This is a genomic window from Winogradskyella vincentii (assembly GCF_020166345.1).
In the GTDB taxonomy this organism is placed as follows: Bacteria; Bacteroidota; Bacteroidia; order Flavobacteriales; family Flavobacteriaceae; genus Winogradskyella; species Winogradskyella vincentii.
On sequence record NZ_JAIUJS010000001.1, the window covers coordinates 412,044 to 431,521 of the forward strand.

Annotated in this window: 11 protein-coding genes; all 11 read right to left on the reverse strand. The window is 32.9% G+C overall.

Annotated elements, in window-relative coordinates; translation table 11 throughout:
- Positions 1 to 1,380 carry an MGH1-like glycoside hydrolase domain-containing protein gene (locus tag LBV24_RS01965; RefSeq protein ID WP_224476906.1) on the reverse strand — a complete coding sequence of 460 codons (1,380 nt, stop codon included), beginning with the start codon at positions 1,378 to 1,380 and terminating at the stop codon, positions 1 to 3.
- 19 nt (positions 1,381 to 1,399) lie between these two features.
- On the reverse strand, positions 1,400 to 2,563 hold the full coding sequence (locus LBV24_RS01970; protein ID WP_224476907.1) for an MFS transporter: 1,164 nt from the start codon (positions 2,561 to 2,563) through the stop codon (positions 1,400 to 1,402).
- 13 nt (positions 2,564 to 2,576) lie between these two features.
- The gene (locus tag LBV24_RS01975) at positions 2,577 to 4,430 is read right to left on the reverse strand and encodes an alpha,alpha-trehalase (RefSeq protein ID WP_224476908.1); all 1,854 of its coding nucleotides are present in this window, start codon (positions 4,428 to 4,430) and stop codon (positions 2,577 to 2,579) included.
- Entirely contained in the window at positions 4,420 to 5,652 is a 1,233-nt protein-coding gene (locus LBV24_RS01980; RefSeq protein ID WP_224476909.1) for an MFS transporter, read from the reverse strand. The genes LBV24_RS01975 and LBV24_RS01980 overlap by 11 nt, the downstream gene beginning before the upstream one ends.
- A 12-nt stretch (positions 5,653 to 5,664) precedes the next feature.
- Positions 5,665 to 6,993 (reverse strand): MFS transporter, encoded by a 1,329-nt coding sequence (locus LBV24_RS01985; protein WP_224476910.1) that lies wholly within the window; start codon positions 6,991 to 6,993, stop codon positions 5,665 to 5,667.
- A gap of 111 nt (positions 6,994 to 7,104) precedes the next feature.
- Entirely contained in the window at positions 7,105 to 7,740 is a 636-nt protein-coding gene (locus LBV24_RS01990) for a hypothetical protein (RefSeq protein WP_224476911.1), read from the reverse strand.
- Positions 7,741 to 7,745: 5 nt separating this feature from the next.
- Positions 7,746 to 9,083, reverse strand: a complete 1,338-nt coding sequence (locus LBV24_RS01995) for a vanadium-dependent haloperoxidase (protein ID WP_224476912.1) — start codon at positions 9,081 to 9,083, stop codon at positions 7,746 to 7,748.
- Positions 9,084 to 9,099: 16 nt separating this feature from the next.
- Entirely contained in the window at positions 9,100 to 12,324 is a 3,225-nt protein-coding gene (locus LBV24_RS02000) for a VCBS repeat-containing protein (protein WP_224476913.1), read from the reverse strand.
- A 1-nt stretch (position 12,325) separates the two neighbouring features.
- Entirely contained in the window at positions 12,326 to 15,610 is a 3,285-nt protein-coding gene (locus tag LBV24_RS02005; RefSeq protein ID WP_224476914.1) for a VCBS repeat-containing protein, read from the reverse strand.
- Entirely contained in the window at positions 15,610 to 16,182 is a 573-nt protein-coding gene (locus LBV24_RS02010; RefSeq protein WP_224476915.1) for a hypothetical protein, read from the reverse strand. The genes LBV24_RS02005 and LBV24_RS02010 overlap by 1 nt, the downstream gene beginning before the upstream one ends.
- Positions 16,183 to 16,193: 11 nt before the next feature.
- A complete protein-coding gene (locus tag LBV24_RS02015) occupies positions 16,194 to 19,463 on the reverse strand; it encodes a VCBS repeat-containing protein (protein WP_224476916.1) in 3,270 nt (1,089 codons plus the stop codon).
- Positions 19,464 to 19,478: the final 15 nt, after the last annotated feature.

Sequence of the window (19,478 nt, forward strand, 5' to 3'; positions counted from 1 at the left end):
TTATGCCTCCTTTATATATTCATTATACATAGCAATTGGAAAAAGTGCAGTCCAACCACAAAAATCTTTTTTTGCTGGCATACCATAAGACACCAAATCTGGTGCATAGTTTTCCCAAAATGTCCCTGTTGCCTCAAAAACGGTCGCTACATTCTTATAGGTTTTTTTCGCAATAGATTTCGCCAAGTCATTTTTTTCATATGCCGTGAGTCCTCTCAAAACCATATAACTTGTTGGTGCCCAAACACCTCCTAACCAATAATCTCCCCAACCCAAATAATCAGGATCTGAAGCAGATAATGCAGGTAATGGCATTTTACGATTAAACTCATTTTCATTAGTTAAAAATGATAAGAATCTTTCTAGTCTTTCTTCGGGAACTACTTTACCCAAAAGGGTCCAATACATTCCTATATGTCTGCGTACAACTTGTTTATCAAATCCTAGATCATAATAAAATCCATCTGCCTCGTTCCAACATTTTTCGTTAATAGCTTTGGCAACCTTTGAATGGAACTTCTCATAATCTTTAATATCACCATTCTCCCCAATAGTCTCTGCCATTTCCTTTAATTGAAGACTATACATAGCCATCTGTGCCGTAAAATCAACTAATCGACCTTGCTTATTCCAAATCCCTTGTTTCGTATTAACATATTCGGCTATAAACGTATTAAGCTTTGTTTCTCCAGAAGCATTCATGGCACTTAACTTCTCTCCAAGTTCATGATGTGTCATACCATTACCTTCAGTAGGTTCCCAGTCTCTTGGTGCCCTTGGTATATTGTCCATTCCCATACCCAAAGTATCTCCATAAAACAGATTATCTTCCATCATGTAAGTGTTTACATGAAATTCGAAATTCTTCTTTAAGATAGGGTACACTTTTTTAATTCGCTCAATATCCTTAGACACTTTAAATATTTCAGATTCAGCCAATGCCAATAATGGTGGATTAATAGAAACCGGGTGGTCTTTTGACCATAATGCCTCACCATTTTGGCGATACTCTCTACATATATAACCATCATCCTCCATTCGGTCATAAAAATTATCTAAGGCTTGATATACTGGTAATTCGTCTAAATGGTATTTTGCAAAACAGCACATAAAACATGTATCCCACAGAAAGATGTTCGGAGAGAAGGCTGCATCAATAAAAGGTTCTTTAAAAAATGGCTCCTCATCACCTCCTCTAACCTTTTTTTTAGTTATCTCAAGTGCTTTGTCATACATTCTTTGGGATAAATCTTTATTGACTACCAGACTAGCATTAACAGAATGTTCAACCTTTTCATCATCACAACCCATTAATAATGAACCAGTACTTACAGCACCTGAAGCTAATGCAATGTTCTTTGCAAATTCTCGTCTTTTCATATTACATAAATAATGTGTTCTACTTTACCCTTAATTTAAACATAGAAATTAATAAGGCAATTAATGTTATACTTAATAAAAATACAAAGCTCATTTTAAGTGTGAAACTATCTGATATGTAACCAATAATTATTGGACCTAACAAAAAGCCTAAAAATCCAACTCCAGTCACAAAAGATATACTTTTTGAAGCTGCAATCCCTTTAGATGTTCCAGCCATTCTAATTAATTCAGGAATAATAACAGAAAGGCCCAAACCAATAATGCCAAATCCTAAAAGGCTAAAAACAAAACTACTTGTTAATACAAATAAATAACCTATTGCCGCCATTAAACACCCTAAGAAAACGATTTTTGCAGACCCTATTTTAGCACTTATGCCATCTCCGAAGAAACGACCAACGGTCATCATAATCGAAAAAATAGTAAATCCAAAACCAGCATAATTATCTGAAGAAATCTCAACCACATCTATTAAATATATTGAACTCCAATGCTCTATAGCCCCTTCATTACCCATGGTAACCATTGCCAAAAAAGCCAGTATAAATAATGGTTTGAATATTTTTAACTGAAATTTACCTTTCTCCTTCTCAACCTCGACTTCTGTCTCCTTAATTTTTAGATATTGATGTGCCAAAAAAAGATTGGTAACAATCACTATCAATGCCATTAATGCAACATGATAAAAAGGAATTTTAAACACACTCATTAGACCAGTTCCAACCAAAGCACCAATTGCACCACCAAGACTAAAAAAACCATGTGCGGCAGACATAATATTAACCCTGTCTCTTTTCTCCATTTCTGAAACCAAGGTATTCATAGCTATGTCCGTTAACCCTGAAAAAATGCCTACTAAAAATAATGAGCCACATAACGCCTCATAAGATGGCATAATAAGCGGTCCAATAAATGCAATACTGAATACACAGACACCGACAATAGTTGATCTGCCTAGACCAAATTTCTTGGTTATAATTGGAACAATTGGAATAAAAAACAACAGTCCAAGTGCTAAACAAAAAAGAGCAAAACCAATCTCTGAATCCGAGAGTTGTAATTTGTCTTTAACTCTTGGGATATAAAGAACCCAAGTGCCAATCATAATGTTTAAAGAACTAAAAACCCAAACTACTGAGAAGTATCGCCAATTTGAAAGAATTAATCGCAATGAATACATTTTTTAAAACATCTTAGGATTTAAAAAGGCTGTCCGGTTCTGTGAGTTGATTCAATTCGTTAACTAATGTCTCATCCAATAATTTAAGTCCGTATTGATATGAAGCATTCATCCAACCAAATCCCTCTTGGGTTATATATTCAAAATCTGTCCCAACGTTACCATACTCAGCAAAAACCTTATGTGTTGCTTCAACAACATCATATTTCTCTGGAATGGTACCATTGTAATCTACCGCATTCCGTGTAATCATATAAAGCCATCTGTAAACTAATTCTTGTAGTTCAGTATTGAAATCATACATTTTTAATGCCTTCCATATGAGCATTTGATGAGGTGCCCAACCATTTGGATAATCCCATTGCCTTTGGATAGCTCCATCAGGCAGATTACTGTTCATTTTTCTTGAAGTTCCCGCAATACCGCCTTTTTCCTTTAGTTGGCGCATTAAAGTATCTACTACTTTATATACATCTCGTGTATCAACTAAACCTGCCCAAAGCGGGAAATAATTTGAAGCACTTTCAAAATGAGTCTGGCTTTTTGTTCTAAAATTATAGTCAAAATACTGAGCATGCTCTTCATTCCACATTAATTTCTGCATACATTCGGCTCTTTCTTCCATAATTTGAAACCAATATGTACTATGCCATCCTTCAAACTCACCATCAAAATAATTTTCTATTAAATGCGCAAAGTCAGATTCGTATTTGTACAATAGACTATTTAAATCAACCGTATTCAAATCTGCACAGACATCATCTAATCTCCAAGACGTATCATGACCAGATTCTCGTAAACTTCTATCATGTACAAAATAACGATCTAATTCTTCATTGATAATTGCTCCATCTTGGTACATTTTAGCGAATTCTCTTATAGAAATTCCCTCTTTTTCTGCATACTTCTTCAATTCCTCATCAAAATGTCCTTCCTCACATTCTGGTGGCATACCAATTCCTTCAGCTCTATATCGATTTAGTCCATTTGAAGTGAGTCTTTTTCCCTCAACCATCCAAACGGTCTCATATTCTTTAATAGCTGTTTTTAAATGAATTGCAAGCCAACCTTTATCTTTAGTTACTTCAAAGATTTCGGAAATTAAACTACTGTAAAATGGAGGTTGTGTTCTAGTTAGGTAATAACTTCTATTTGCATTTAATATTTTGCCATAGTTCTCAATTTGATACTGAAAATTATCTGCCATAGCTTTTGCTAAATCTACTTTACCATCACATAACAGACCAACAGCCTCAAAATAGCTATCCCACCCATACATTTCATTAAACCTGCCACCAGGAACAACAAATGGAACACCTTTTACCTCATTATTTTCAACCTCAAGTTTTAGGCTTAAAATACCAGGTTGCTCATTTATAGATTTTACATATTCTGGTGTAATTTCAGTTGGAAGCTTTACTGCTTTTATTGGCAATTCCTTTTCTAGAGCATTGTAATAATCAAAAGCTAAACTATCACCATTTGGCACATATACTGGAAGGATTTCGGCAGTTAGGCTTTCATTTTTTGAATCTGAAATAAGCCCTTCAATCCCAGATTTATCCATTCGTCTAGTTAAGCCTTTCCAATAGAAATCGCGTATCATACGAGAAATTCTTTTGGTGGGTAATTCATCAATAAATTCTTGATTTACAAAAGCCTCAGATTTACCTTGTTGTTTTTGAATTACAAGTTCTTGTAACAAATTAGAAAGCTGATAAGTCCCTTTGATTATTAATTTTTCACCGCTATTTGACAACAATTCAAATTGCTTTGGCCCATTGTCTTCAATGGTGATTTTTTTATCACCATCAGTATCTTCTTGTTCTAGAAGTTTTGATAATATATCATCAATATCAACTATCATGATTGTCTTGTTTTTTAATAAGACGTTTAATTATTAAAACTGAAATAACCAATAAGGCGATTGGTATAATTAAGAAATAAAAGGCATTTACACCTCCAATATGTTCAAACAATGTACCTACTATTCTAGACCCTAAAGTGCCACCTAAGGCAGAAAAAATTATAATAAGCCCTGACATTGGAGAGTGAAGTCGTTTTGGTAAATGACTTAATACTGTTGAATTTAACAAAGGATAAATTGGCGCAATAAAAAGACCAATTAAGGGTAAAATAAATCCTAATAATGGTACGTCACCTAACCCATTTAAAACTACCGCATTCCCCTCCATCTTGAGCTGTGGTAAAACACTTAATAATATTACTACCGAAATTATAGAACATACTATAACTATTTTTTCCCAGGCAATTGATTTAGAAACCCAGCCTGCAATGAATCTTCCAAGTGCTAAAGAAATGGCAAGAATGGATGCCATCTGTACACTCAAAACTTCAGAAAATGAAAATATTTTTTCATTAAATCTCGGAAGCCATGTCATTATTCCTTGTTCTACCATCACAAAAAAGAAGGCAGAAAAAATAAAAACTAATACTAAGGGCATCACCAACAAACCCGCTGAACTTTTTATATCGTCTACCACACTTTTACCAGAAGTTTCTATTGGTATATTAATCTTAGAAAAAAGCAGTAACACAAATGAAAGTGCTATTATTACGCATAATACAGGATAAACCTGTAGCCATGCATCAGGATCAGTATCACTATAAAAAGCTGGGAATAAAAAGTAAGCACTAGCTATACCAACCATAAAGAATCCTTCTACAGAACTCATTAATGCAGAATGTTCCTTTGGAGTATCTGTTACAACACCAATAAGGCTATAAACAGATAATTTTATTAGTGCAAAACTGACACCAACGGTTAGAAACAAAACTTTAGCGGTATCGAAGGTGTTTCCGTAATACATACCTAAACAACCAAAAAAAACTATTACCAATGCAACAAGCATTGCACGTTTATAGCCAAATCTTGGTAAAAATGATGCCACTAAAAATGAGACAAATGCAATTGGCAAATCTTTAAATGCTTCTAATAGTGATGCGTCAGACTCAACAACTCCATAGACATTAATAGATTTAGCAATTACAATTCCAACACTATTAAGTAAAATGGCAAATACAAAGTAATTGAGGTATATTGATAATTTAATGCTAAAATTCTTCATAACTCAAATCCTTTAATTTTCTTCAATATCTACTTCATCAACAGAGGTATTAGGTTCGTTAAGTCGCAAAGCCAGTACAGCTGCTATAACAAAGAAAACTCCGGCAAACATAATAGCATTTGTTGCTACACCGCCTAAAAGATACTTGTAGATTGGCCCAAATGATAAGGTTTGTATTCCCATAGGAATTACTATCATCATGTTTAAAATTCCCATATAAACCCCACGTCTCTCTTGAGAAACAACCTTTGAGACCATAGTATAAGGTATTCCCATCATTGCTGCCCAACCTATACCAAATAAGACCATTGGAATCAATACCATATTTGGATCTTGGATATTAGGAATTGAGAATAAAGCTATTGCCGTTCCCACCAAACTTAATGCATATACTTTTTTACCACCAAACTTCATTGTTAAAGGGACCAATGCTAATGCAACCAACATTGTAACTACGTTATATGTTGTATTCATTTTTGCCGCTTGCGCTGCAGCCTCAGATGTAGAATAGTTTAAAGTTTGCCTAAATAATGGTGTTATGAATTGCCAATAAATAAATAGCGCATACCATTGAAAAAGATATACACCTGCAATCTTCCACATGAATTTTGGCATGTCCTTAATGGCATCAATAATTTCAGTAAATGGTTCTTTTACTCTATGCGCAAAACCAAGACTTTTACTATGATTTATGTCCGCAAGTTCTTTATCTGTTGGCGGAATTTCTGGTGTTTTTAGCACGGACCATAGAATAGTAGTTATGGACAGAATCCCACCTATATAAAATGAATAGTACAGCCATTGTGGTATTTTACCTGCAACTTCTATATCTCCACCAAACCACTTTTGGAATAATATAATTGATCCATTAGCCAAGAGAATACCAGCACCCACAAATAAACTTTGCATTTGATACCCAAGACTTAATTGTTTCTCTGGTAATTTATCTCCAACAAATGCACGGTATGGTTCCATTGCCATATTATTACCTACATCCAATAGCCATAATAATCCTACAGCAAACCATAGCACTGGACTATTTGGGAATGCAAATAAACAAAGACTGCCGATAAGTGCTCCAATAAGAAAATAAGGTTTGCGTCTTCCCCAACGAGGCGACCATGTTTTATCTGACATTGCACCTATTATTGGCTGAACAATTAATCCTGTAACTGGACCAGCTATATTTAAAATTGGCAACATATCCTCAGGTGCACCGAGATATAAAAATATTGGATTTATAGCTGTTTGCTGGAGTCCAAAACTATACTGAATGCCGAGAAATCCAACATTCATATTAAAGATTTGCCAAAAGGATAATCTTGGTTTGGTTAGTTTCATATTGTTTTTATTAGTTAGTTTCTTTATTAAAACATTATCTATAAATGAAGTGTATTTGATAGCTAAATCAAACTTTCAAATAATTGTTCCAAATTGATAATACAACAGGAATTAACTAGTTGAAACTTCATTTTTAACGAGCATATTAGCATATTTACTTTGCTCATTGATAATATTATGTTCTATTTCTAGAACCTTTTCATTGAAATCATTCATAATGTCTCTTGCACGTTTTACTCTATTGGATTTTGTGTCTATGAATGAGTTTTCAATAAAAACTTTATAAGTAGGATTCTTAAGGAGCATAGTATAGGTACCCTCAACAATACAAAAATCAAAACGGCTAGAGTCTATTGTTTCAGATCCAATAGAATTGTTATCGTAATCCACCAAAGGCTTATTAATTAGACCCTTATTGCTTAAAAATGAACTTAAATGTTTATCTAAAAGCTTTAAATTAACTTCAGATGATCCAACATTGGCGATATCCTCAAGCCTTTTATTATGATTATCTTTTGGTGGTAGGTAAAAATAATCATCACCATGAAATAGATATCCCTTCAATCCTAATTTAGCTTCAATATCTAACAATAAGGCATAAGCCAATGATGTTTTACCAGAACCAGATTCTCCACCTACTGCAATACAACACCGTTTCTTTGAGACAAATTCTGAGTTTAATCTTTCAATTATTTCGTTGTTAGTCTTTTTAAAACTACTATGATATGTAAGCTTATCACCTATCATACTATTTATTCAAACTTCATTTTAAGATTGCTAACTACAAAATTACCAACATTTCTTCCTTGAATCAATCCTTCATCGATTGCAGCCCTATAGTGAATACCGCCATATAATCTACTCACCGCTGCCTCCTCAGCTGCTAGATTAAAAGATTTAAAAGAGCGTACTGGAAGTCCGTATGGTACTTCAGTATCATCATCAAAAGCAAAATTATCTCCAAAAATGGCTGTAAGTGCTGTAGATGCTGCTCCAGAAACAACGGAGTGTCCACTGGTATATTCTGGGAATGGTGGTGTTTGTAAAATTGGCAACCAATCCGGATCTAAATGCTGATTAATTAGTGTTTCTGGTCTTATAAGATTACTTCTGTATTTCTCATCCCAACAACTTATAAATGCATCTGCGATAGCTATTGAAGTCTTAGTATAAGCATTTACAGTTTGCGCTACATTTGAATTTGTGTTTCTCGAGGCTATCTTAACTATACCAATCCAATGTGCGCCTGGAGATATTTTCTTGGTTGCAAACATAAAATGTCCACGAGTAACAGACACAAAAGGATTACAATCCCAAAACTGTGCGATTTCAATTTCTTCTGAGTCATCCCCTTTTTTTGTTATCTCCATACTAACATCATAAACCTCCATGAGTTCTTCATGAAATTTAGAACCTTCTTCCAAAGAAAATTCAGGATGTTTAGTAGGTTTAAACTGAGCTGCAGAATCTAAGACAAAGGTTCTGATTTTATTCCAGTGTGGCTCAATACCATCCATATATGAAGGTGGAGTTGGTTGCCATCTCGATGGATCGTCTGTATCAACCGTGAACTTAGGCATCGTTCTCGTTTGATTATAATTATCTTTATCCATCCACTGTTTAATATGATCTACTACTTCAAAAGCGTAGGTTTTTGCTGTGTTGAATTCAGGTTCATTTTTTTCCTTCCAATCCGAATATAGACTGTCCTGTAACACCTCCATTTTCTCTTCAGAAAAAATAAGTGATTTACTAAGCTCCATATGCGCAATTATTGCCGCTAATTCTAGATTAATATCCTTTGAACTATCTGCTAACGGAATTGCTGAAAGTTCCTTTATCTTGCCTTCCAAAGATTCCATTTCTTGAGTCTTCTGAGCCAAAATTTCGTAGGCTGCAATATTTGGATAAACAAATACTCTACTAGCTACTGGTGGTGAAAATATATCATGGATTTGTATTTCCATCACTTTGTCAACTGATGCATGAAAAACCTCTGGTGATATTACGATTGGTTCCGCTGGTTTACTACAACTTGATACCGCAAATACAATACTTAAAATGTATATATAATGCTTAAATCTCTTCATTTCTCAATCCTTCTTTTTATAGGTTTGTCTTATACGACCTACCATTATTTGAAATAATTAAATATTCGTTTTCTTTTAGTTTAATAATTCTTCTACCTCTAATACCTTTAGGCAATTTGAGGCTTTCATAAGCAATATTATCAATATCGTTAAAGTTAAGTATTCCTCCTGAATTTGAAGACGATTCACCTAACTCTGTTACATAGCTTTTATGATTACCTGTAAATATAAGATTACCATCATCAATTATCATATCCTCTAAAGTACTTAATTGTGCTTGTTTTGGTAAAGGAAGGGGCGAAAAAGTAACTCCGTCATTTAAATATAACATTGATCTTAATTCATAAATATACTTGATATTTATGATTTCATCTTCAGTCTTTTCTGTTAGATCACCTATGCTCGAAACGTTTGCGAATGAATTATAGTCTGTGTATTTTTTTCTTAGATAAGGCATTTGCTCTACCAGTTTATCTTTAGAGGCAAATGGTACGTATGTACCAAAGAAATCATAAAATATGAGCTGATCTAATTTTTCGTTTTCATCAAAGTCATCTAAATACATTTTAACCGGCTTATCTTTTGATGCTTTCCACTTAAAATTAAGGCCAACATTACCAGCAATGATATCGAGATTTCCATCGTTATTTAAATCTGAAATTTCAACACTATTCCACATTCCATTTGTTTCGCCCAATCCAAAATCTTTGGTCTTATCGACGAATTTACCGTCGGCAGTAAAAGACATCACAGTAATTGGCATCCAATCTCCTGCAAGAACCAATTCTACCAAGCCATCATTATTTAAGTCTGCCCATTTAGAATCAGTTATCATTCCAAATCGCGCCTTTGCGTATATTTCAAAAACATTGTTTCCTTTGTTTTTAAGGATATAACTTTGAGGCGATAATCCATAAGCGCCTGGTACAGACCTATTGCCTATAAATAAATCTACCAATCCATCATTATCAAAATCATGACTTGAGACTGTGCCTCCATTAGTACTTATTAACTTTGATTTTAGTTTAGAGAAATTACCCGTACCATCATTTATATAAACCCTGTCTTCTAATAAAGGGTGGCCACTTGGGTAGTCATTCCCACCACTTAAAGCATATATATCAAGATCACCATCGCTATCGATATCTAATGAAATGGCGTCGGTATCTTCATATTTTGAATCTAAATTAAATACATCTGTACTGCTTTTTTCAAAACTCCCATCTTTATTCATAAAAAACAGTACTGGCTTTTGATTTCGCCCACCACCAATAAATAAATCTTTAAGTCCATCTCCATTAAAGTCCGCGTGTACAGCAGATGGTCCTTCCTTTGATAAATTTTCAGGTGCAAGTGCGTCCTGTTCGTAGTCTAAGAATACATTCTCAAAATGCCTAAATGCAAATTCATCATAGTTGGTTTTAGACAGGGAAATATAATCATTATCCTTTGTATTTTCTTTCTCAATAGTTACTCTAGTATTAATTTCAATAGAAGAATTTAAACTTTTAGTTCCATCTAACCAAACTACTTTTACAGAATCGATTTGTTCTTTTTCCCCTAAACCAAAATGAACGTCATTTGTTGAGCTAGACAGATATCCTTTTACTGAAATTTGCTCTTTAAAATAAACCTCATTTCCTGCATAGACATATACCTTGGCACCGTTAGTATTAATTTCATTTTCGCCATTGCGAAGTTTAACTGTAAGAAAGTTATTCTCACTCGTATTTTCTAGAAGTGTAACATTTTCATTTATATTATTGACTACTATGTCTAAATCACCATCATTATCCAAGTCTGAATATGCTGCACCATTTGAGTAAGTTCCTTTATTCTTTGAATCGACAAGTGTAGATTCAAAAGAGAGATTATCCTTATTGGTAAATAGTTTATTAGGCAAATTTTGAGTTGGCATTAAATCAATGAGTTTTAACTCTAGACTATCTTGCTTCGTTTCATTATAATTTGCAAAATCTACAGTACTCAAATATTTAATATAGTCTAAATCATTGGGTCTTTTATAAATCCCATTTGTAACAAAAATGTCATTCAACCCATCATTATTATAATCTAATAACAACGGTGACCAACTCCAATCAGTAGCATGTGTTTCTGTTATTAATGCCGCGTCTACAAAATAATCTCCTTGATTTAATTGCAAGTGGTTTCTAGCATATTGTTGTTGAAAGCCGAATGAGTTTTTTATCTGGTTGATTTTATCTGAATCTTCTCCTCCAGATTTTAAAAATATCTCAGAATCATAAGGCATCATATCTAAGCTATAAATGTCTAACTTACCGTTATTATTAATATCGGCGATATCAACACCCATGGTAAACCTTGACGTATGGTTGAAATATTCTGTACTAGATTCCTTGAAGGTTTTATCTCCATTATTAATATAGAGGTAATCATTCTCATGAAAATCATTACCTACATAAATATCCATGAAACCATCATTATTGACATCTGATGTTGCCAATGCCAATCCATATCCTAAAGCACTACTATAAATGTTTGCCTCTTCAGTAACATCAACAAACTTTGACTGGCCATTAACAGTGGTGTTTTCAAATAAAAGGTCGCCTGATAACTCATCCTTAGCAGTTCTTGTTTTTGAGTTAGCATAAGAATATACGGTGTGAATGGAATGATTCATCAAATACATATCCATATCACCATCATTGTCATAGTCAAAAAAAGATGCTTGAGTAGAAAATCCAGAAAAATTCAATCCATATTTTTCTCCTTGTTCCTCAAATGTATTATTTCCCTTATTTATGTATAACTCATTTGACGAATTAAGTGTTTTATACTTTCCAACTTTACACACGTAAATGTCCAAAAGACCATCATTATTTACATCACTCATAGTTACTCCTGTAGACCATGAGCTATTTTGGCTTATACCTGCTTCTTCTGATATATCCTTGAACTTAAGGTCACCTAAATTGAGATAAAGTTTATCTGGTTTTTGATTTGCGGTTAAATATATATCGTCTAAACCGTCGTTATTAATATCACCTATAGCAACACCACCACCATTATAATAATAAAGAAACTCAATTATATTTAGATCTCCTGTATCTTTTAAATCATTAGAAAATACAAGACCAGAAACTTCGGAAGGGACGGTGTTGAAGGGAGCATTAGCAGTAGTATCTTTAACATTACTCTCTCCTTCTTCATTTGCACAAGCAAAAATTAATAGAAATATTAAACCTATTTTCTTTTTCATATTAATATTTATATACTTCTAGAGTATCATTATTCTTAGCGACAAAGATTTTATCACCAAGAATTTCAATATCCCTAATTTCGCCATTAATCTTTATGCCCTTGCCTGTTTTATGGTTCTTAAAATTATTATCACCTAAGTTTTCTAAGTAGTTTCCAAAAGAGGCATCATACCTTCCAAACTCAGGCATTACACCATTAAGATTTCCGCCCAACAGTATATCTAAATCACCATCCTTGTCAAAATCTGAGGTTGCTATTGCGTAAATTGGCGTGAACTGAACCTCCTTAGGTAAGTCTTTAATTTCGAATTTAAAATCGCCTTCATTAATCAATAGTACAGTTTTTAAATTATTTGCTTCAATAACCGTACTAGTGTTCAACTGTGATTCGGTAAAAATATCATAGATATCTGCATCCTTAAAAGATTCGTAATCTGGATATTTTTTACTTAAATATTTTAATTGATCAACTAAATTATGCCTTAATGCATATGGATATTGTCTCCCATTCTCAGCTGTAAACGTAAGAATAGGGTCTACGTAGCTGTTACCATCAAAATCATTTGCATATAATTTAATAGGGTTACTGGTAGAAGCTCTAAACCTGCTATTAAGACCATGATTACCGACTATTAAATCTTCATCGCCATCGCCATCCAAATCGGCCTTTTCAACGGTATTGTACCAGCCTTTTAAATTTGATAATTTATTGTTTTCAACTTCTTTAAATGTACCATTAGTATTTTTGAAAACCCTCACTCCCATAAATTCACCAACAACAACCAAGTCTTGTGAATTGTCATTATCAATATCCATAAATTGAGCATCAGTGATCATACCTAAGGTCAAGAATTCTGATGCCAAGTCAGCAGATTTTTCTGCAAAGTTACCATTACCATCATTTATCAATAAATAACCTGAAGCAGGATCTCCGTATTTTTTTGGAATTGAACGTTCTCCTACAAATAAATCTAAATCCTTATCACCATCTATATCTGCAACTGTAACTGTACTGCTACTGTGATATCCATTCTGAGTAGGCAATATTTGTTCTGAAACAGTAAAGTTCCCTTTTCCATCATTTATATAAAGTTTGTCTAAATAATTTGGGCTGAATTTTGAAAATTCTATGCCTCCACTACATACATAAAGGTCTAGGTCACCATCAGCATCAGCATCAAAGAAAACACTTTCTCCATCCTCAGAAGCTTTATTAGTATTAAAAACGGAATTATTGCCTTCTACGTAGCGATTATTGTTATTGATAAACAATTTACCAGAATTACCTTTTGATCCACCAATAAACAGATCTTCATTGCCATCTCCATTTACATCTCCAAATGTCATTTTTGGCCCTTCTGTACTCCTCATAAATGGCAACAAGCGCTCTATGTTGAAGTCTACGTAATTATTTTCTTTATGCCTATAATTTATTGTTTCCAAATCCTTAATGAATAATTCTTCGAGCTCTTCTTCAGAATTTTCTAGGTTTTCTATGGCATCTTTTTCATCTAAAGTTATAGTAGTATCCACTTCAGTAATAGGTAACTTAGTAATTTTACCCGATGGCCAGGAAACAGTAAGAGTTAAATTCTCCGTCTCTTTAAATCCAAAATTAGGTCGTTTATCCATAGAAGACTGAAACCCTCTAACTGGTTGTTGCTCTAAATAATATGTGTTTGTTGCGCTTTTTAATTTCAACTTAGCACCAATAGCATCTCTATTTAGCCCTTCACCTTTTAAGATCACTTTTAAATAATGGCTATCTGAATCATTTAATTGATTATCATAGACAAAGAGTGGCATATTTACATTATTAACCACTACATCTAAATCTCCATCATTATCCAAATCACCATAGGCAGAACCATTTGAAAATCCTTCAGTATCAAGTCCATTTTCAGTTCTCTGGAATTTTAAGTCACCAGTGTTGATGTAAGAATGATTCTTAACCTTGTTTGAAGGTATAATATCAATTAACTTTTTATAATTAACCTGATTATCCTTTATGATTGACTCTATTACTTCTTGATTAGAAATATATTTTAAATAGTCTTGATTAGTTAAGTCTTGATAAATTCCATTTGCTATGAATAAGTCTTTTAAACCATCATTATTCATGTCAAAAAATAACGCTCCCCAGCTCCAATCTGATGCTTCAACTCCACTAAATCTACCAACTTCCGTAAACGTTAAATCGCTATTGTTTAATTGTAACATATTACGCGTAAACTGATGGTAGTAATCATTTTTTACGTTGTACTGGTATTTATTCCAATCTTCAAACGTAGTTACTGTCTTTAATCGATCGTATTCACTAGGCAACATTTCTGTGATAAAAATATCATTGTAACCATCATTATTAATATCAGCGGCATCTGCTCCCATGGAAGCACCACTTATAGAATTAATTGATGACGTTAGGCATTCCTTAAAGGTTCCGTCTTGGTTATTGATATATAAATAATCCCTTTCGAAAAAGTCATTAGACACATAAATATCCTGCCAACCATCATTATTCATATCACCTACTGTAACTCCTAGACCAAATCCAATAACACTTCCATATATACCAGCTTTTTCACTCACATCTACAAAAAGACCATCTCTGTTTTCAAATAATTTGTCACCACCTAAAACATCTCGTTTTGGACGTTCGTTTTTAGTAAGATTAAAACTACCTATTGCCTGATACGAATTATTTAAAAGATAGACATCTAAATCACCATCATTGTCATAATCAAAAAATGAAGCGTGTGTCGAAAAACCCTTATCATCTAATCCTAATTCACTTGCTCTTTCTGTGAATGTAAGATCACCATTATTGATGAAAAATTCGTTTTGTTTATTATCTCCTTTAACATCACCAGAATTGCAAACATATATATCCAAATATCCATCTGCATTAACATCTACCATTGAAACACCAGTAGACCATGCTTTTGTCCCTACAACATTTGCTTTTTCGGAGATATCTTCAAATTTAAAATTCCCCTTATTTAAATAAAGTTTATTTTCATTTAGATTAGATGTTAAATAAATATCTTGTAACCCATCGTTATTTACATCACCAAGGGCAACACCTCCACCATTATAAAAGTTTCGGTATTTATAGACATTAAAGTCGTCTGTTGATATTAAATCGTTACTGAAATCAATTCCTGTAGTTTCGGTACTTAGTAATTTAAATTGAGGTGAATCCTCAATAACTACATTTTCTTCATTTGTATCCTTACATGAAAAAACCAACAGTAAAACAAAAATAAAATGAGTATACTTCTTCATTACTGCTTTCTTAATTTATTATATCTATACTCCATATCTTCAATAACCACTGAGACATCCTTATCAGATTCTTGCTTTAGTCTTATTTGTCTATTGCCATCTACCTTAACCAAAACATCTTTAACCTTAATAAAATCATTTCCTGGATACCACTTTAACAAGGTATCTTTTACTTTGGGCAACAATTGATCGGCTTGCAAATCTTTATTCCAAGGTGCCCAAGCAACATGTGAGAACTTAACATCCATGGCAATAATCTCTTCTTCTTTATTGAATTTCGCATAAAACAACATTCTTATTTTCCCTTTTACATCAGTAGTATCCTTTGGATGCAAAATAGCCTGTACATAATTATTGCTTGGACCATGAGTGAATATTTTCTTTCTATTATATTCCCAACAGGCATTATAAAACTCTGTCTTAGTTTGACCAAACTTAAAACTGTAGAATATTGAATCATTTCGAACACCGCTTGTCAGTTCATCTTCAACGAGTGAATTATATTCTGATTGGCATGCTACTAAAAAAATAATTGAAAAAAGTAATGCTGACTTACAAACTCTTAACCTCATTTATTAAAATTTTAATTTTCTACTTTATAAAATTGTAAACTATCATTATTTATCGATGCAATCAACATGATTTCATCCTTTATATTTTCAACATGAAAGTCTCTAATCTGACCATCAATTTTTAGAGAAATTACCTTATTAAAATTGTTGCTTGAGTCTCCATAAAGCAACCATCCTTTTGACGCATCATCTATACCAAACTGAGGTTTAACCAAGAATTGATTTCCCCCAAATAATATATCTAAAACTCCATCTTTATCAACATCTATTGTCTCAATGGCTGACACATTAGAGTATTGAATTTCATTAGGTAATTTTTGACTTACAAATGTCTCATTTTTATTTAAAAAAATCACTGTATTTAGCATTTTAACATCTAAAATTTTTGCCTTTTTTAACTGATCTTTTGAAAAAATAGATTCAATAGTTGCACCTGAATAATCTTTGTAATACAATAGCTTTTGCTTTAGACTTGCTAACTGTGCAACTAACTCGTCTCTATCTACTATAGGATAGTAATTATCATCTCGTTTTTGACAAATAATTTGCTCAATTGTACCATTATTATCAAAATCTGCCAAATACATTCTCATACCTGGTTTATAGAATGAATTTTCTCCTTTATTACCTGCTATAATATCTAGTTTACCATCATTATCTAAATCCTTAACCTCTATGGTTTTCCACAGTCCTGAAGTATCCGATAACCCATAGGCTTCAGTCTCATTAACTAACTGGCCATTATTATTGATGAAAATTGAAATTGGCATCCACTCTCCTGCAATGATTAAATCTTTGACACCATCACTGTTGATATCTGCCCAATGCGAATCTGTAATCAAACCAATATCTTTGAGACCTTCTGGCTGTTGGACTTCAAAATCATTATTACCCTTATTTTCTAATATATATCCAGAGGTTGGAATTCCATAAACATTTACCTTAAATCGTTCACCTATAAACAAATCGATATCACCATCACCATCATAATCAGAAACAGAAACTGTAGAGGTACTGATTGGTACAGGAAACTTTAAAGATTCTAAGTTCAATTTAAAATTACCATTGCCTTCATTTATATATAACCTATCGTTTAGTGCATAGTCAAATTTAGAAAACGATTTCCCACCACTTGTAACATATAAATCTAGATCACCATCGTTATCACTATCAAAAAATACAGCATCGGTATCTTCAGAATTTATGTTTAGCTGAAAAGGCTTTGTAAGTTGGTCATAACTACCATCATCATTTGATAAATATATTGTCCCTACTTGACCTTTTGCACCACCAATATAAAAGTCTACTATATTGTCTTTGTTTACATCTGCTCTTGCGATTTTTGGTCCTTCATTATTACACATTTCTGGCAATAACTGTTCTTTATTAAAATCTACTGTGTTATTTTCTTTGTGTTTAAATTGAAAAAGACTTTCAATTAGATGAATTATTGGATTATCATCATTAACTAGGTCAGTAGCTTCTATATATGAGGTCTCTTCGTTTTGGTCAAACACATAAGAATCTTTTGTTTTAAGATTCAGTTTTTTGCTTCTAGCTCCGTTTGGCCATGTAATAATAAGGCTATCAATTGAATCATAAGTACTTGTTCCAAGTTGTAATTGGTATGATATTGAACTCTGAAATCCTCTAGAAGGAAAATTTTCTAAACTTCCATATTTGTCGCCACCATAGTAGATTTCCACTTTTGCACCAACAGCAAATGTATTTTTATCTGCTCCTTTTAATGCAATAGTAATACTTTTATTAGTGGAAGTATCTATTGTATTTTCATATATAAAGGCTGGCATATTTACATTATTGACAACCAAATCTAGATCTCCATCATTATCTATATCGCCATATGCACTGCCATTACTGAAACTAGGAGTATCAAATCCCCATTTTGAAGTCATCTCTACAAACTGAAACTCACCTTCATTTTTAAATGATGCATTTGGAACTGCCTGAGAAGGCATTAAATCCACCAATTTATTCATTATCTCACCATCAGTCTTAATCATATCCCTAATCTTATCTTCATTAGCCATATAGATTAAATAGTCTCTATCTAAAAGATCCTTATAGATACCGTTACTGATAAAAATATCTTTTAACCCGTCATTATCAGCATCAAATAATAATGAGGCCCAACTCCATTCTGAAGCCGCAACATTAGACAACCTACTAATCTCAAAAAAACTATTGTTCCCCATATTTCTATGAAGCGCATTTCTTGAAAATTGCTGATGATAGCCTTTATTTTTAGCCATATCATACTTATTCCAAGACTCAAAGATGGTTTTTGTGCGTTGTCTTTCAATAGTTCTCGGTAACATTTCGGTTACCATAATATCTGAAAATGAATCGTTATTCAAATCGGCCGCATCAGCACCCATTGAACCCATGGAAATAGAACCAAATTGATTGGTTAAATCTTCTTTAAATGTACCGTCTTGGTTATTGATATATAAATAATCGCGTTCAAAAAAGTCATTAGAAATAAATATATCTGGCCAAGTATCATTGTTATAATCACTTACGGTTATACCCAAGCCAAAACCAATGGCACTAGAATATATATTGGATTCTTCGGTAACATCTACAAAAATATTATCATCATTTCTCAACAACTTGTTACCTGATTCGGTTGGAGTATTTCTTTGATCTTTCACAAAATCAAAATTGCCTACGGCTTTTATAGAATTATTTAATAAATAAACATCTAAATCCCCATCCTTATCATAATCAAAAAAATTTGCCTGTACACCGAGACCAACTATATCAAGACCGTAATCTTTAGATTTTTCAGTAAAGGTTAAATCACCATTATTAATAAACAACTCATTGTGTCTATTTGAAATATCACTTGGTGGGCCAGCTTTACAAACATAAATATCAAGCAAACCATCATTATTAATATCAATAAATGACACACCTGACGACCAAACACCTTTACTAGAAACTCCAGCCTTAGAAGTTATATCTTCAAATTGCCAGTTGCCTTTATTTAAATATAACTGATTATCTACTAGATTACCTGTGAAGTAAATATCTAATAATCCATCGTTATTAATATCACCTAATGCAACACCACCACCATTAAAAAAATTTCTGTAAGTATATGGGTTTAATGCTTCTGTATATTCCAGTGCATTATTAAATGTTATACCTGTAGTGGCACTATCTTTTAATTGAAATAAGCTAGGAGATTCGTCTTTTTCGGAGTTGCATGAACACGAAATAACTGCAACAAATAAGAGAATAAACAAGTTTTTCATTTAAGCATTTAAATA

Excerpts from the sequence above, each read along its gene's own strand:
- LBV24_RS01965 (WP_224476906.1), bottom strand. The coding sequence starts at position 1,380 with ATGAAAAGACGAGAATTTGCAAAGAACATTGCATTAGCTTCAGGTGCT.
- LBV24_RS01970 (WP_224476907.1), bottom strand. The coding sequence starts at position 2,563 with ATGTATTCATTGCGATTAATTCTTTCAAATTGGCGATACTTCTCAGTA.
- LBV24_RS01975 (WP_224476908.1), bottom strand. The coding sequence starts at position 4,430 with ATGATAGTTGATATTGATGATATATTATCAAAACTTCTAGAACAAGAA.
- LBV24_RS01980 (WP_224476909.1), bottom strand. The coding sequence starts at position 5,652 with ATGAAGAATTTTAGCATTAAATTATCAATATACCTCAATTACTTTGTA.
- LBV24_RS01985 (WP_224476910.1), bottom strand. The coding sequence starts at position 6,993 with ATGAAACTAACCAAACCAAGATTATCCTTTTGGCAAATCTTTAATATG.
- LBV24_RS01990 (WP_224476911.1), bottom strand. The coding sequence starts at position 7,740 with ATGATAGGTGATAAGCTTACATATCATAGTAGTTTTAAAAAGACTAAC.
- LBV24_RS01995 (WP_224476912.1), bottom strand. The coding sequence starts at position 9,083 with ATGAAGAGATTTAAGCATTATATATACATTTTAAGTATTGTATTTGCG.
- LBV24_RS02000 (WP_224476913.1), bottom strand. The coding sequence starts at position 12,324 with ATGAAAAAGAAAATAGGTTTAATATTTCTATTAATTTTTGCTTGTGCA.
- LBV24_RS02005 (WP_224476914.1), bottom strand. The coding sequence starts at position 15,610 with ATGAAGAAGTATACTCATTTTATTTTTGTTTTACTGTTGGTTTTTTCA.
- LBV24_RS02010 (WP_224476915.1), bottom strand. The coding sequence starts at position 16,182 with ATGAGGTTAAGAGTTTGTAAGTCAGCATTACTTTTTTCAATTATTTTT.
- LBV24_RS02015 (WP_224476916.1), bottom strand. The coding sequence starts at position 19,463 with ATGAAAAACTTGTTTATTCTCTTATTTGTTGCAGTTATTTCGTGTTCA.